Source organism: Melioribacteraceae bacterium, assembly GCA_030584085.1.
In the GTDB taxonomy this organism is placed as follows: Bacteria; Bacteroidota; Ignavibacteria; order Ignavibacteriales; family Melioribacteraceae; genus SURF-28.
In genome coordinates, this window is record CP129490.1 from 2,355,036 (window position 1) to 2,370,561 (window position 15,526).

At 33.3% G+C, this 15,526-nt stretch carries 18 protein-coding genes and 1 tRNA gene; 4 read left to right on the plus strand and 15 right to left on the minus strand.

Features of this window, described 5'->3' with window-relative positions; all coding sequences use genetic code 11:
• Positions 1-15 precede the first annotated feature (15 nt).
• Genes QY331_10725 through QY331_10735 form a run of 3 tightly spaced genes read right to left on the minus strand, consistent with a single transcriptional unit; the run spans position 16 to position 6,232 of the window.
• Positions 16-1,707: a hypothetical protein gene (locus tag QY331_10725; protein ID WKZ68426.1), complete on the minus strand. Its 1,692-nt coding sequence runs from the start codon at positions 1,705-1,707 to the stop codon at positions 16-18.
• Positions 1,704-4,685, minus strand: a complete 2,982-nt coding sequence (locus tag QY331_10730) for a tetratricopeptide repeat protein (GenBank protein ID WKZ68427.1) — start codon at positions 4,683-4,685, stop codon at positions 1,704-1,706. The genes QY331_10725 and QY331_10730 overlap by 4 nt, the downstream gene beginning before the upstream one ends.
• Positions 4,686-4,696: 11 nt before the next feature.
• Positions 4,697-6,232, minus strand: a complete 1,536-nt coding sequence (locus tag QY331_10735; GenBank protein WKZ68428.1) for a DUF92 domain-containing protein — start codon at positions 6,230-6,232, stop codon at positions 4,697-4,699.
• 82 nt (positions 6,233-6,314) lie between these two features.
• Here QY331_10735 and QY331_10740 point away from each other — a divergent pair, with 82 nt between their 5' ends.
• On the plus strand, positions 6,315-6,938 hold the full coding sequence (locus QY331_10740; GenBank protein WKZ68429.1) for an outer membrane beta-barrel protein: 624 nt from the start codon (positions 6,315-6,317) through the stop codon (positions 6,936-6,938).
• A gap of 63 nt (positions 6,939-7,001) precedes the next feature.
• Here QY331_10740 and QY331_10745 read toward each other — a convergent pair whose 3' ends face one another.
• The 5 genes from QY331_10745 to QY331_10765 form a co-directional block, all read right to left on the minus strand.
• Positions 7,002-7,769 carry a tetratricopeptide repeat protein gene (locus tag QY331_10745; protein ID WKZ68430.1) on the minus strand — a complete coding sequence of 256 codons (768 nt, stop codon included), beginning with the start codon at positions 7,767-7,769 and terminating at the stop codon, positions 7,002-7,004.
• Between the two features lie 37 nt (positions 7,770-7,806).
• Positions 7,807-7,893: transfer RNA gene (locus tag QY331_10750), tRNA-Leu, on the minus strand.
• Between the two features lie 128 nt (positions 7,894-8,021).
• A complete protein-coding gene (locus QY331_10755; protein ID WKZ68431.1) occupies positions 8,022-8,381 on the minus strand; it encodes a hypothetical protein in 360 nt (119 codons plus the stop codon).
• A 113-nt stretch (positions 8,382-8,494) separates the two neighbouring features.
• Complete coding sequence (locus QY331_10760; protein WKZ68432.1) at positions 8,495-9,106, minus strand: hypothetical protein; 612 nt, start codon at positions 9,104-9,106, stop codon at positions 8,495-8,497.
• A complete protein-coding gene (locus QY331_10765) occupies positions 9,099-9,674 on the minus strand; it encodes an RNA polymerase sigma factor (GenBank protein ID WKZ68433.1) in 576 nt (191 codons plus the stop codon). Before QY331_10765 ends, QY331_10760 begins: the two co-directional genes overlap by 8 nt.
• A gap of 142 nt (positions 9,675-9,816) precedes the next feature.
• Between QY331_10765 and QY331_10770 the strand changes: the two genes are divergently transcribed.
• Positions 9,817-10,320: a Spy/CpxP family protein refolding chaperone gene (locus QY331_10770; protein ID WKZ68434.1), complete on the plus strand. Its 504-nt coding sequence runs from the start codon at positions 9,817-9,819 to the stop codon at positions 10,318-10,320.
• Between the two features lie 72 nt (positions 10,321-10,392).
• Here QY331_10770 and QY331_10775 read toward each other — a convergent pair whose 3' ends face one another.
• The 7 genes from QY331_10775 to QY331_10805 all read right to left on the minus strand — a co-directional run bounded on the left by QY331_10775 (position 10,393) and on the right by QY331_10805 (position 14,662).
• Positions 10,393-11,571 (minus strand): OmpA family protein, encoded by a 1,179-nt coding sequence (locus QY331_10775; GenBank protein WKZ68435.1) that lies wholly within the window; start codon positions 11,569-11,571, stop codon positions 10,393-10,395.
• A 101-nt stretch (positions 11,572-11,672) separates the two neighbouring features.
• Positions 11,673-12,383, minus strand: a complete 711-nt coding sequence (locus tag QY331_10780) for an SDR family NAD(P)-dependent oxidoreductase (protein WKZ68436.1) — start codon at positions 12,381-12,383, stop codon at positions 11,673-11,675.
• Positions 12,383-12,949: a GTP cyclohydrolase I FolE gene (folE, locus tag QY331_10785; protein WKZ68437.1), complete on the minus strand. Its 567-nt coding sequence runs from the start codon at positions 12,947-12,949 to the stop codon at positions 12,383-12,385. Before folE ends, QY331_10780 begins: the two co-directional genes overlap by 1 nt.
• A 2-nt stretch (positions 12,950-12,951) precedes the next feature.
• A complete protein-coding gene (locus tag QY331_10790; protein ID WKZ68438.1) occupies positions 12,952-13,359 on the minus strand; it encodes a 6-carboxytetrahydropterin synthase in 408 nt (135 codons plus the stop codon).
• Positions 13,359-13,817, minus strand: a complete 459-nt coding sequence (bcp, locus tag QY331_10795; GenBank protein ID WKZ68439.1) for a thioredoxin-dependent thiol peroxidase — start codon at positions 13,815-13,817, stop codon at positions 13,359-13,361. The genes QY331_10790 and bcp overlap by 1 nt, the downstream gene beginning before the upstream one ends.
• Before the next feature lie 148 nt (positions 13,818-13,965).
• The gene (locus QY331_10800; protein WKZ68440.1) at positions 13,966-14,442 is read right to left on the minus strand and encodes a peroxiredoxin; all 477 of its coding nucleotides are present in this window, start codon (positions 14,440-14,442) and stop codon (positions 13,966-13,968) included.
• 22 nt (positions 14,443-14,464) lie between these two features.
• Positions 14,465-14,662, minus strand: coding sequence for a dodecin family protein (locus QY331_10805; GenBank protein WKZ68441.1), 198 nt, complete (start codon positions 14,660-14,662; stop codon positions 14,465-14,467).
• A 176-nt stretch (positions 14,663-14,838) separates the two neighbouring features.
• Between QY331_10805 and QY331_10810 the strand changes: the two genes are divergently transcribed.
• Complete coding sequence (locus QY331_10810; GenBank protein ID WKZ68442.1) at positions 14,839-15,297, plus strand: transcriptional repressor; 459 nt, start codon at positions 14,839-14,841, stop codon at positions 15,295-15,297.
• Positions 15,290-15,517, plus strand: a complete 228-nt coding sequence (locus tag QY331_10815; GenBank protein WKZ68443.1) for a FeoA family protein — start codon at positions 15,290-15,292, stop codon at positions 15,515-15,517. Before QY331_10810 ends, QY331_10815 begins: the two co-directional genes overlap by 8 nt.
• Positions 15,518-15,526: the final 9 nt, after the last annotated feature.

A 15,526-nucleotide genomic window follows, 5' to 3' on the forward strand; every position in this document is an offset into this window, starting at 1 on the left:
ATTTTATCTCAAGTGCTAAAATCTAAAATCAATACCGGCAGTTATATCAAAAGGTGATTCAACAAAACCCAACCAAAGATAATTATCTCTATTCAGTAAATTATTGAGATGAAGTGTAAAATCAAAGTCCTGTGTTAATGAATAACGCAACTTGGCACTAAGATTAATATAATCATCCAGTAAAATTGTTTCTTCAACATCAGCATAAGTTTCTTTATGATACTGAATTTTTATTTCTGCAGAAATACCGAAATTAAATTTATATCCATATAAAGCAGAAACTGAGAACGCCGGTTTATATGGGATCGATTTTGCAGAACGGTACATATAATCAACATTAAAAATCTGATATTTAGCATCCCCATAAAACCAGCCAAACGGACCAAGATGATAAAGAGCGTTTCCATAAATCGAAAAGGATGTTACATTATTAAGTCTATTAATTGAAAATTGGCTAATATGTTGAGGCCAATCAAAACTGAAGTTAGAATCGAAGTAAGGGTACATATCTGCTTGGAAATACTCTGCACCGATTGTCAATTCGTAATATTTTTTGTAACCATAATTGAGAGCTACATTAATTTTATGATTATGAATTGCCGTACCGTTATCATACACAGATTTCCAATCATTTGGTTGAGTTACTATTATGTATGGATTCAATCGCAGGAAATCGCTATAAGTTGAGAATTCAATTTCGGGTTTATATGAGGCAGTAAAAGTCAGAGCATTATTGAAGGCAAACTCAAATTCTCCCCAAGGTGCAATTAAATTTTCCGATGTATAGAATCTAGGATTCCATTGATCACGCCATTCTTTTAAATTTGTGAAATAGTATGATGCGCCTGCTCTAAAAATCATATTTCGTGAGGGTTTGTATTCCACTCCTCCGATAACTTTATAAAAATTATAGTTGTCATCTGCCCCAATCTTCGAAACATTTTGACGTTGATACTTTCCATTTAGAAGGAAGCCAAAGTCCCCGAAATTTACTTTTATATTTGCATCGAAATAGTAATTCAACTCTGTAGCACTTGCATCCTTGATGTCAATATAATCTGTCCCAAGACTCATTCTATATTTTACCACATCACTCAAATAATTTTCAAGAGAAATGGTACCAATAATGTTTTGTGTTTCTCTTTGAGTCGGAGTTAAATTAGAAGCTCTGTAAATCCCGTAAAAATTATATTCTTTCCTTACAAACTTTCCATCAACATTTATAATAGCTCCGGGTAAAAATGGAGATTCTCTATTTACATAAAATTCACTACCGAGATTTATACTGGATTTATTAAAATCAGCGTAGTCCACATAATCTCGTCTATTAATTCCGGCAAGTGCAGAATAAAATTTACCCGAGCTAAATTTTTGAGTGAAATAAAATTCTCCGGCTGGCAATGTATATTGTCCCGCACCCAAAATTAATTGACCATTATAATTTTTCTGTTGAGGCAGAATTACAGGTAATAGTTGTTCAGGTTTAGCTACTGTTGCTAGCGAAAACTGCTCCGGCGTAAAAGTAGGAAAGAAAAATTCATTAGATAAAAGCGAAATTGGTTCTGCTTTCGATTTTTTCATAACCGGCAAATCAATACGCTGCTTACCAGTTATTACAAAGTCGGGTAATTCTATGCTTTGACTTTGATTATCACTCTGACCAAATAGTTGTAACGATATAAATAATATTAAAATTATTCTTTTCATAGGCTGTTCAATTTATTTCTGGCTTCTCTTCCCCATTCGTCATTGCTATGCTTTTGCAAAACCGCGCGATACATATCCCTTGCATTATTTTTATCGTTAAGTTTTACATAAATATCACCGAGTTTCAATAATGACTTTGTTAACCATTCATCATAGGTTCCAAACACAGAACGTACTCTAACAAATGCAGAAATAGCTTGATTAAGTTTTTCTTGCTCAAGCAGAGTAAGTCCGTAATGATATTGCGCTTTAGCACCGATATCATCTGTTCTCTTTGCTCCAAGTTCACTGAATAATAATTCAGCGTTTTGATATCCCCCGCGTTTCAATTCAAGTACGCCGAGTTCCACTTTTGCTTTATCAGCGAACAATGTTCCATCGTAATAATTAATTATATAATCTAAAGTTTCGTAAGCATCGGCAACGTTATCCTCTTCTAAAAGTAAATCTGCTTTTTCAAATAAAATTTCCGGAATGCGCGAATTATTTCCTATCTTATCTAATGCCGAATCATACATAAGTAAAGCTTCTTTATTCATTTTCAATCTTTGATAGGTTTTACCCAATTCAATTACCGCATCTACTCCTACCTCAGATTTTACGAATCTATCGATAATCAATTTAAAATTTGTTATGGCATCGAGATCTTGATTTAATAATTCGGAACATTTCCCAATCCAATAGTAACCATTTGGGACGAGTGAGCTATTAGGGAATTGGTTTACAAATTCAGTATATACTTTCCTTGCTTTTTCGTATTCACCGAGGCTGTAATGAACATCAGCTTGCTTAAATTTTACTTGATCGCTAATGCTGCTATTGGGATTAAGTAAAACATACCTTTGTAAATATTCAACTGCATATTCTGGTTGATCTTTTGCAATGAAAGAATATTGAATTCCGTTGATCGCGTCTAGTACAAATTCCGAGTTTTTGAATCTGTCAATCATTGTATTGTAGTAAGCGATTGAGCTATCATACTCCGCAAGATTGAAATATGAATCACCTATAGAATATAACGCAATTGGAACAACCGGCGAATTTGGATATTTACCTAACATTATTTTGTATTCATTTACAGCACTTTTGAAATTCCCTTCTCGGAATTGAATCCAGCCGATTAAATACTGAGATTCATCCGTGTAACGGGACTTTGGAAATTTTTGCTGCAATTCCCGAAATTTAGCTATCGCATCTGACGGACGTTCGGCATAGAACAAAGCCTGTCCATATTGATAAAGTGCATAATCATTATTTAATGCATTTTTATATTTTGAGAAGACTTCATCATAAATTTGGCTTGATCTCACAAAATTTTTAGTACCGTAAAAACTATCTGCCAATCGTAAATTTGCTTCAACAATTTTGTTTGGATCTCTTGACTTACTGATGTATTCGTTGAAATAAAATATTGCGTTCGCATAATCTTTCGAGTTGTAATACGCGTATGCTTTTCCAAAAATTGTTTGAAGTCCAACTTGCGAATCATCTGTATTCACACGGTTGAAGTATGTAATTGATCGCTGAAACTCACCTGCAGCAAAGTTTGCCTCGGCTAAATAAAAATTAGCTTTACTGCGTTCAAAGTTTGGAGCCGTTTCAATTAATCTTCCAAGTGATTTTATTGATTCATTAAAATCTTCCAAGTAATAATCAGAAACACCTTTTCCTAATAATGCTTGATAATATTCGTTATTGAATCCTTCCCCGATATTGACTGCCGATCTATAATACTCATTCGATTCTTCATATTTTTTTCTGTTAAAATTGATTTCACCAAGTAGATTTAGAGTTCTTATTTTAATATTCGGATTTTGTGAATTACTTAATGGCAATAAAAACTTTTCCGCTTCTAGTTCTCTTTTCTCTTGATAATAAATGGAAGCTAGATTGAAGGATACTTGTTCAGCAAGTTTTTGATTGGGAAAGTTTTCCAAAAATCTTTCATAAAGCTCGGCAGCTTGGTTTGTTTGTCCGGAATATCTTTTTGATTCAGCAGCCCAGTATACTGAATTTGCGACAACCGAATCTACATCAGAGGTAACTAATTCGATAAAAGTATCATAAGCATCATCATAATTTCCACTTTGGAAATTTATTTTTGCCAGCGAAAATTTTATTTGCTCTTCGTTAGATAACTCGGGATTCTTTTCAATTAATTCATTAAAAATATCCTGCGCATTTTTATATTCTTTTAATTTGAAAAAGGAATTTGCTAACAGCATCAATGCTTCGGTTTCTTTTTGAGAATTTAATCGCTTAATCTTGGGATCTGAAAGTTCGATGACGGCATTATCATACTTTTTCAAGTTATAATATGTTGCACCGATTCGAAGCTGAGCTAATGATTCAAGTTCACTATCTCTATAATAGGATAATATTTCATCATATTGTTCAACAGCTTTGGTATAGTCGCCGAGATGTTCATATGCGTTACCGAGTGAATAAATTGTATTTGCCTCAAAAGAATTTGTACTAGCATAATTGATCGCAAGTCTAAAATTTTCAGCGGCTTCCTTATATCTTCGTTGTGCTGAATATGATTCTCCTATTAGATAATAGGCTGAGCCAAGAAATTCACTAGCAAAATAAAATTGAACTAATTCATTTAATTTTGTTCTGGCTTTTTCAAATTCTTTATCATTAACGTAAATAGTTCCTAATCTATATAATGCTCTATCTTTAAGAGATGAGAATGGAAATTTACTTATGAATCCTTCGAATGTTGAGGCTGCCGCGTTATATTCACTCAGACTAAAATGACATTCACCTTTGTAATAAAAAGCTGTTGATTTTAAATCTGCTTCAATATTAGGATCACTCAAAATAACTTCAAACAATTTTTGTGCTTTTGAATATTCATGTTGGTTAAAGGCAAGCAATGCATCATTGTAAATATCACCCGGCTGTGAGTTCCGGGCAATAATCACCGAGGAAATTATGATTGATATGATTATATATGATCTCAATTTGAGCATAGGTTATAAAGTTAGAAATAAAAAATAAGTATTAAAAATAAAGCAGACGCGATACCTGATAAAAAGTTCACTGCATCATTATTTAACCATTTAAAACCACGGTAGTAGTTTGTGGTTTCACCACAATGAATTTCTCTCTCGGTAATTTTTTCACAGACCTCGCATTTGCTTTGTAATTGAATAGTCGCCCCTAAGATACTGTCAAAAAAACTGCCTATCAATCCCGTTCCAATTATAAGCACTAGATAATAAACCCAGTATAACTCAATCCACAAAATTCCTGAAAGAGCAATAACAAAACTGCCGAGCATGGCACCTAAAGCTCCTACAACCGAAATTCCACCGGAAACACCTTGTTCAATTTTTTTGAAGTTAAGTACATTATACGTGGGACGTTTACGTAATGTTCCTATCTCAGTCGCCCATGTATCGGCACATACTGCCGCCATTGCAGCAAGGTAAATAAAATAATTTAATTCATTCGGATTAATTTGATTATAAATAACAAGTATTCCTCCAATCCCGCCATTGGCTAAAACTTGCAGATAATCTCTTGTCCCGGTTTTTTCAAAATAAGTTTCAACTCTTTCATTCTCTCTCTTTCTAATTTTTGAAAGAAGGCTAGAAAGTATGAAAAATGTCATTATCGGTAAACTCCATTTCCAACCGCCAAGACCAAATATAAAAGAAGCAAGAATAAAAGTAGCGGCACTTCCATTTGCGGTCAGAAATTTAAATTTGATCGAAACTAGAGCAACAACTGCGGCTAAAAAAACACCTAATGCAAACTGATTTATTAACAGGAAATTATTTCCAAGAGAAAAAACGTAAAAAATTATCGACGTGAAAATTGGTATAGTGAAGTTATCAAATCCTCTGGAGGACATTGCTTCTACAACTGTTAAAAGTATAGTTGTAACTACAGCAAACAATAGAATATCGGCAAGACTAAAAAAGAAATCTGGGATTTTATCAACATTAACAACGCCGGCAAAAAAGAGTATAAAGATCACAATAGAAGTGACGAAGAATGCGAACGAACCAATAAAAGATTTTTTATCAGAGGTAAGATAGAAATAACTGTCTGAAAAAAACGAGCCGAATAATGCCGCCGAAGCATCGGCTACTCCAAGCAATAGCATTGATAAAAAAATTATTTCTTTATTGATCGGGAATAGGAATAAGACTAGAACAGTAAAAGAGAGAGGTAAAAAGAACAGTCCCCAATTTTTTGTTTTTGATCTTTTTAGTAATTTAAGAAAATCGAACTTAATGAGCAGTAAACTTATAAGAATTGAAGCTGCACCAAATAATAATAAAATCTCTTGAGTCTCAACTAATAGAACAGAAAATGCAGCACAAATACTTGCAGTAAAGTGAAATAATTTTCTAGCGACTTCAATATCAAGGATCCTATCTCTTCCTAATAATTCGGAAATGACAGCCGATACACCTACAATTGAGAAAAGGATTAATGCTGTTATCAATTTATGAATCGCATTTTTTTGGTTTGTTGGGTCAAATATACTGAAATGTAATTTTAACATAAAGATGCAATTAGCATGTATTATCGATGAAATATTTTTATTAAATTGAATTTACAAAACAACTCTACATTGAGGAGGATTCATGAAAAAAGCATTAACTCTAATTACCATTCTTTTTGTTTTTGTCGGTATATCAAACGCTCAAGGTATTTCATTTGGTGCCACCGGCGGTTTAACGATGGTTTCCGGTCCAGATGCGTTAACAAATGATATAAGCGACGGTGGAGCGGGTTTTTCAAGTGCACCACATTTTGGTGTTAAGGGCAGATTTAGTTTACCACTAATTCCTTTAGCGATAACCGGGCAAGTCTTGTACACAAAATTTACAGGTGAAGGTAATACAACTGTTATGGGAATTAACGCTGCCGTAGAAACAGAATCATCGCTACTAATTTTTGGTGTAGGTGCTGAATATAATTTTGTTCCCGGACCAATCTCTCCATATGCAGCCTTTGATATTTTTTATGCAAATTCCGGTGACTTCAAGTACACAGCTACCGCAATGGGAACAACCAGCGAACAAACCTTTGACGGTGAAAATAGAACAGGTATTGGTCTTGGTGCCGGATTAAAGATCGGGATTATTCCATTAATTGATATTGATGTTTCTGCAAAATATAATATCAACAATTTAATCGGGAAAGAGGATGGTGAGGATACATTTTCAACAATAAATCTTTCTGCTTCTGTATTTTTTGGATTTTAAAATTAAAAAACCCCGTTCCATATTTTATATAACGGGGTTTTTCCTTAATACACTTCCTAATTCTTACTGTTGCATTTGTTTCAAGTAATGATTGCTTAATTCTCTGTACTGTGAATCTTGTGCGGAGAGTTTATAATTCTCAATGGCTTTGGTAATATCACCCAAACCTTGGAAAGCTCTTCCCTTATAATAGTAGGGAGCTCCTTTAGAAATTTTATCTCTATGATTAACTGCTTTGTCGGCTGCCTCCAAAGCTTTCTCAAATTGGGCATTATCAACATAAATTTCAGCAAGAGCTAAATAAGCAGCATCATAATTATAATTTTCTACTGCTTGAAGCAAATAAGATTCAGACTGTTTAAAATTGCCATTTTGTTTTGCTTCAACACCAAGTTTTGTGTAAGATAATGAAATGTACTTATCAGCCATTTCTTTCTGTTTTTTATTGTCGGTTGATTCTTTGAATTTCTTAAAATTATCTGCTGCTTCAATAAATTTACCTTGAGCATAATAAATCCCGCCAAGACCGTTGTAAGAAGCCCCAAATTTTGAATTAGCTTTTAACGCGGCTTTATATGCTTCAATAGCTTCATCATACTTTCTGAGATTCTTGAGACCAACACCTTTTTGATAAAAGATTCTGTAATCTTTGGATGTTTGCAATGCAGTATCGTATTGTTTGACAGCACCGGTATAATCACCGGCTTTAAGCAGTTTATTTCCTTCGTTATAGGCTTTAGCTGCTTCGGCATCCATTTCAGAATCTTGTGCCGTTATATTAAGTGTGATTAAAAATAAAGCGATCCCAAGAAGAGATAAGAGTTTTTTCATTTTTTGACCCGATTTTGTTTGTAAAGCTAATGATTTGTGGTGCGGAAAGCGGGACTTGAACCCGCACGCCGCGAACGGCACTACCCCCTCAAGATAGCGTGTCTACCAATTCCACCACTTCCGCAAAAAACAGAACCGAAAATAGTTGAAACCAAAGTTAAATGCAACCTTGAGTAAGTCCTAACCACATTTCTCTAATTTGTGTGTTAAGATAGGGAATGCTAAACAAAAGATAAAAGGTAAAATTTTATCCTATTGCCCTTTTCTCCTCATTCTTAAGGCTTCACGTAATTCCTGCTTAAATTTTGATTCAAAAACGATAAGCTTTGCAATTTGTTCCACAGTTAGAATATCCGATAGCGATTTAATAAATTCTTCACGATGAGTGCATAAACTATTTTCCATTTCGGAAAGATTATTAACCGCTTTTCCGTAATTATATTCATCAACATTTTTTCCCTTTTGGAGTGCTGTCTCCATTTCTATTAAGACTGCATCTCTTTGATCCATAATTTCACGCTGAGAATCTCTAAACTCTTTTTGTCTCACTAAAAATCGCCCTGCTATTTCCTCACTCAATTGTAAGGTTTCTAGGAGTTTGATTTTTTCCAATTCTTCGAGCCGCTCTTTGGGACCTCTTTGATGCTTCATCATCGGTTGAGCAAAAACCGAAATCGACAAGATCAAAAAAAGCGAAAATATAATTCTAGATTTCATATTTATACCTATAATATTTTTTTATTTATCAAAGTTTCGTAAACGTAGGCTACATCTTCCGTGCTGTAATCTTCATAATTTGAGAGTGAATAAATCTCTCCGGTGTAACTTAAGTCATCTACATCTTCAATCTCACTAAAAATTTCACTATTAATAAACTCATTCAAGTTTTCGGCTGAAAATTCATAACTATAGTAATCAGATTGATCAATCATTCCGGTTTCAAAAAAGTCTTCGGATTCTGAGAGATCGATATTCTCAAATATGTTTGATAAGCTATTATTGTTTGATGTGAAGTTTTCTTGAAGAGAATAATTATTGGGAATTTGTAATATGATTATCAATATTACAGCAATAATAAATGAGAATACAGGTGCAAATCTAAGTGAACGAGTTTGTGCTCTATTTTGAATTTTTTGTCTAACTCTAGGAGTAATATTAATGAAATACTTTTCCTCTACTTCGATATCTGAAGTCTTATTAAAAGTATCGAGTGATAATTTTATTTTTTCAAATTCTTCCGAGAAAGCTAAATCATTTTTAATCTTTTCATTAAAAGTTTCTACTTCACGTTCATCCAACAAACCGGATAAATATTTTAGAATTAATTCGCTATCCATTGTTCATCATCTCCGTAACTTTTTTAATTGCGTGGAAATAATTTGCTTTAAGTGTTCCAATGCTTTTGTTTTTTATCTCGGCAATTTCTTCGTACGATAATTGATCAAATTGGCGCATGATAAATATTTCTCTTTGTTTAGCCGGTAATTTTTGAAGAACATTATTTAATTTATCTAATTTTTCTTTGTCTTCTATATTTTGCATAATATCATTGTTCGAAGCTAAATCTGTTGTATCAGAATCATCAAGCATCAAAAACTTTTTAATACTTTTCTTTTTAATAAAATTCAAACTTCTAGTTGAAGTAATTCTGTATATCCAAGTAAATAGAGAAGATTGAAAATTGAAAGTATGTAATTTCTCGTAAAGTACAATCAACACCTCCTGCGTAACTTCATCAGCATCAAGATGATTTCCCAACATTCTTCGTGCATGCCAATAAATCTTCTTCTGATAATTAGCTGCCAATTTATTAAAAGCAGATTCATCACCTATTAGGAATTTTTTAACTAATTCAAAATCTGTATCTACCGGCATAATTTCCTGCTGTTTCGAAAATTTAGACACTTCAACCGCCGAAATGGTTTAATTCTCTTATATAGTTTATAATCTATCATTCAGGAGAAATTTCTAACGAATTTAAACCTAAGGCTACTCATGTGTGTCCAATATTCAAATAAAACCAAATATAAAGCATGGAGGTGTTAAAATGAAGAAGTTATCAGTCATATTATTTGTTATAAGTATCGCAGTTCTTTTTACAGGCTCTACCTTTGCACAAAAACGAATGGCGAACGGATTTGGTCAAGGCAGAATGTTCACACAACTCGATTTATCCGATTCACAAAAAAGTGAGATCGAAAAGTTGAGATATGAGCATCAAATGAAGGCTATCGATCTGCGCGCCGAATTAAAAAAGAACAAAATTGAAATTGAGAATTTATTAAATGCTGAGAAAGTTGATGAGAATGCTGTCATGAATTTAGTTGAAAAGAATAATGAAATTCATAACTCACTTTCAAAAATGAGAATGGAAATGAGAATTAAAGTAGGTTCTCTCCTTACAACTGAACAGAAAGAATTACTTGATGATTTCCCGGGATTCAGCAGAGGATTTAGACATGGGATGAGTGATGAACCCGGAAGTTTTAGAGGCAGAGGAATGCAACGCGGTAATTGTGGTGAACCAAAATTCAGATGTAATTTCTTCTAAATAATAATAAACCGGTTTGCCTCAATAAATTATTCAATAAAATTTGATATATCTTATTGAGGCAACCCCTTCCTATTTAATTTTTGTTACTTCAACTCTTCGATTCTTTTCTCTTCCTTTTGGATCGTCGTTACTGGCAAGCGGATTTTCCTCACCTTTAACGTCAACTTCAAAACGTTCTCTTTCAATGCCCTTTGACATAAAATAACGCAATACAAAATATGCTCTTTGAATTGCTACACTTTGATGGACTTGAACAGGTTCTAAATTATCCGTATATCCTGTAATTCTCCAGCGAGTTGTATTATCTTCTGCGATTAAATTATAGAGTCGATCCAATTCAACATATTCCATACGATCTAATTCAGTTTTACCGTAATCAAAAAATACTCGTCCCAAATCCAGTTTATATGAAAGCTCCTCAACAATGTTGGATTTCACAGGGCCAACATCTGCATTTTCTTTTAAAATAATTTCTTCGTTGGATTTTAGTTCTTTAGTTTCTAGCTTAACATCCGCTACTTCTTTTTCTAAGATTGTTTCTTCGATTTTATTCTCTTCAACCATATCTTTTTCGTTTTCCATACCGGAAGGTAAATCATCGCTAATCTTTTTTTGATCTGAAACCCAAGGGGCGTCAAAAGCATACATCAATCCAAAGTTTAATGTGACGACAAAATCCTTGGCCGAACCACTGGCTCTGTCATCTATGTAATCGTTCGATAAACTGAAAGGAATCAAACTACCGTAACCATAGAGATCATTATTTATATTGAAACGAATTCCGAATTCTAGCGCAAGATTCACAACATTTCTATCATATTCATTTGCCGCATTATTAGGAAGTGTATTTCCATCCTTATCTTTAGGATTAAATCGCAAATATCTTAAACCAAGAAATGCATAAGGAGCGACTGATTTAGATACTTGTAAAGAATAAATTCCCCCGGCAGCTAATGTATAAAGTTGAGTACTAAAACCATCGGGATCAAACCTTTTATCAGAGCCGGTACTAACTCCATAACCTCCAAATGCACGCAGACCAATTTTGTGGGACTCGTTTTCAAATAGATAATACTCACCAACTCCGCGAATAAGCAAACCTACTCCCACATTTTTGTAATCGCTGGATGTGAAAGTAAAACCAAAATCACCGCCGAGTAAAATCTTATCCGCTAGCTTATTAAAATTTTCTTGTGAGTAAAGTGTGATAGATGTTGCTAGTAGAAGAAATAAAAATATTCTTTTCATCTTGGTTACAATTTCCTTACTAATTTATTCGAAAGATAAGGTTTAGTAAGGAATGCATCAAGCATCAATTAATTTGAATAAATATAAATGACTTGAAGAAACTACAAATCCCCTTTAATTGGTCTAATTGTAACTTCTTCCGGTACTAAGTTGGATTTAATACTATAAATACTGTAAATAAATTTAGCTAATTCAGATGGCGACATCATTCTTTCACTATGTTTTTCCAAAACATTATTCGGCCAAATTGGGGTTCTAGTCGCACCAGGAAGGATATTGACAATTTTTATATTGGAATTACGCAATTCTTCACGTAAAACTTTAGTATAAGTTTGCAAACCTGCTTTTGATGCAGCATAAACACTGCTTTTAGTAAGAACCTTTTCAGCTGCTACCGAAATAATGTTAATAATCATCCCTTCTTTTTTTTCTAACATTTTGGGAAGTACAGATTTGATTGCGTAAATGGCACCGTTCAAATTTGTTTTTAGGATTTCATCAATCTCCGTTAATGAATTATCAACAGCTAGTTTAAAAGTTGTCGATCCGGCATTATTTATCAAACAATTAATGTTATAATTTTGGGAAATTTTTTCAACGGTTTCTAAAACTTGATTTGGGTCTTTGATATCAAGTGGAAATGTTTCAATCAAACTTTTATCGCCAGCTTCCTTTTTTAATCTCTTCAAAGCTTCATTATTTCTGGATGAAGCCGCAACAACATTTCCGTTTGAAGCGAATTCTAGAGCAATTGATTTTCCTATTCCTGAACTTGCTCCGGTTATCCAAACTGCAGAATTTGATTGTGCCATTATATTTTCTTTGTGTTTATTAGATTTAAAAATTCAGATCTGGTTCTTGCATCATCCTTAAATAAACCATGAACCGCGCTAGTTGTCGTAATGGAATTTTGTTTTTCAACACCACGCATCATCATACACATATGATAACCTTCCGCAACTACCGCTACACCTTTTGGCTTGAGAATTTCATCAAGAGTATCGGCAATCTCTTGCGTTAAACGTTCTTGTACTTGCAATCTGCGTGCGAATACATCAACGATTCGCGGTAGCTTACTCAATCCAACAATCTTTCCATCCGGAACATATGCTATATGAACTTTGCCGTAAAACGGTAGTAAATGATGCTCACACATGCTGTAGAAATCTATGTCTTTTACAATCACCATTTCATCATATTTTTCTTCGAAGATTGCACCGTTTACAACTTTTTTCACATCTTTATGATAACCTTGTGTAAGAAATTCATAAGCTTTTGCAACTCGTTGAGGAGTTCTTAATAAACCATCTCGGTTAATGTCCTCGCCTATTTCTTCCAGCAAAACCTTTACATGTGATTCTACTTTTTCTAAGTCCAATTTTATTCTCCTTTATATTCGGCATAATTATTTTCTGTTTCATAAACTTTAACAGAATACAATTTGCCGGTAGGAATTCTATTTACTAACTCTCCCCAAATACCTATCGCAATATTTTCAGCGGTTGGTATAAAACCTTTCATAAATTCAACATCCAAATTAAGATGTTTATGATCAACTTTTTTAATTACATTTTCTTTTATAATTTTTTTGAGATCTTTAAGATCGATTACATAACCGGTCTTGGGATCTACTTCGCCGGCAACAATGACTTCGAGAACATAATTGTGTCCATGTCCGTTTGGATTATTACACTTTCCAAAAATTTTATTGTTATCCTCTTCGGAAAATTCCGGGTTGTAAAGTCGGTGTGATGAGCTGAATGTTTCTCTGCGCGTTACGTAAACCATTAGTTTTTCAATTCTTTCAATACTTCTTCAATATGTCCGTTAACTTTTACTTTTGGGAATATCTTTTGGATTTTACCATCTTCATTTATTACTACCGTGGTTCTTTCGATTCCCATATATTTTTTCCCATACATACTTTTTTCTTTCCAGACGCCGTATTTTTCTAAAACTTTTTTATCTTCGTCGCTCAAAAGAGTAAAGGGAAGATCATACTTATCAGAAAATTTCTGATGTGAAGCTGATGAATCTGCACTTACACCAAGAACAACAGCATTTAGTTTTTTGAAATTTGGATGAGCATCTCTAAAATCACATGCTTCCTGAGTGCAACCTGAAGTCATATCTTTAGGATAAAAATACAGTACAACTTTCTTACCTAAGTAATCTTTTAGTGAAACCTTGTTTCCTTTGCTATCAGGTAAAGTAAACTGCGGAGCTTTATTTCCCTCTTTTATCATGCTTTCTCCTATTAGTTATTTGCGAAACAGATATTTAACTAATATTAGTTCCGTAAAGATAACAATAATATTTATCATGTATAATTACAAAAGAAAAACCGTTACAATATATGTTTGTAACGGCTTAAATTATAGGTGTTAATAGCTGCTATAAATTTTTCAGTGATTCTTTGATCGCATTATAATTCGGTTCATCACCGGCGTTTTCAAGTACTTCAGCGTATCTTATTTTACCTTCTTTATCTATTACAAACGCAGAACGTTTCGATACTCCGTTGAGATCAAATTTGCCCGGGACAAAAACATCATAAAATGAATCATAACTTTGAGAAACATTTTTATTAAAATCACTCAGCAGATTAAAATTAAATCTATGTTTTTCATTCCAAAGCTTGAGTGCAAAGGGACTATCAACACTAATTGCAAGAACTTCGGCATCAAGATCTTCGTATTGAGCCATGCTATCTCTAGTTGAGCAAAGTTCTTTTTCACAAACACTTGTGTTAACCAACGGAAAAAATAAAACTACAACATTTTTCTTTCCTTTAAATGAATCCAAAGTTACTTCTTCTAAATTCTGATTTTTAAGTGTAAAGTTCGGAGCTGAATCACCAATATTTAACAAAGCTATTTACTCCTTAAATTGTTCATAATTTTCTACCTATTTTTATTTTTACTTGGAACTCAATTTTACCATCTTGAGTAACTCTGCCTCTTTCTTCAACAACTTCAAACCAAGAAACCGGCTTTGTTTTATTTGCTTCTAAAACGATAGATTTTACCGCTTCTGAAGCACTATCATTAGATGTGCCTACTAATTCCAAGACTTCAAAACTTGTTGACATATTAACTCCTTTTTTGATTGATAAGTTCAATTTTACTAAAAGATACCGGCGAAAATAAAACATTGAGTCCTAATTGCAAAAACTGTATAAAAAATTAAATCGGACATGTAAATATATTTTGCTTATTTCTAGATTTAAACATATTTTTATATAGACTAAATCTAAATAAAGAGAAAATGCCAGTACAAAAAGACGCACATAAAAAATTTAAGGATTACCTGAAAACCGGTAAACACCGAGTTACACCGGAAAGATTTGAAGTACTTGATGCCGCTTTAGATCAAAACGGTCATTTTGGGGCAGATGATCTTTATGTGACCATGAAAACAAACAAATCTAATATTTCCAGAGCTACAGTTTACAATACTCTTGAACTTTTAGAACAATGTGGAATTTTAGCACGAAGAAATTTTGGTGATAATATTTCACGGTTTGAAGCTAGTATCAACAGAAAAAACCACGATCACCTAATCTGTACAAACTGCGGTGAAATTAAAGAATTCTCCTCCCCAAAAATTCAAAACATTGTTAACGAAATCAGCAAAGAACTCGGTTTTGATTCAACCGGTTATTCGTTTAATATTTTTGGGAAATGTACGAGCAAAAACTGTAAACATAAGATAAACAATGACTGATTCTACTCTTAACAATACAAAAAAAGGTAATTCGATAATTGTTATCAACTTGCCTGAAGGCGAACTAAAATCGCAATTTATAAGACTCGGGATAACTGAGGGTTCTATCGTACGTGTTTATGAACGGCTTCCGGGAGGAACTGTTGTATTACAAAAGAACAGACAAGAAATTGCGGTTGGTTCAGATTTAGCAAAAAAAATTAAAGTTATTGTGCAATAAGGGAATTTT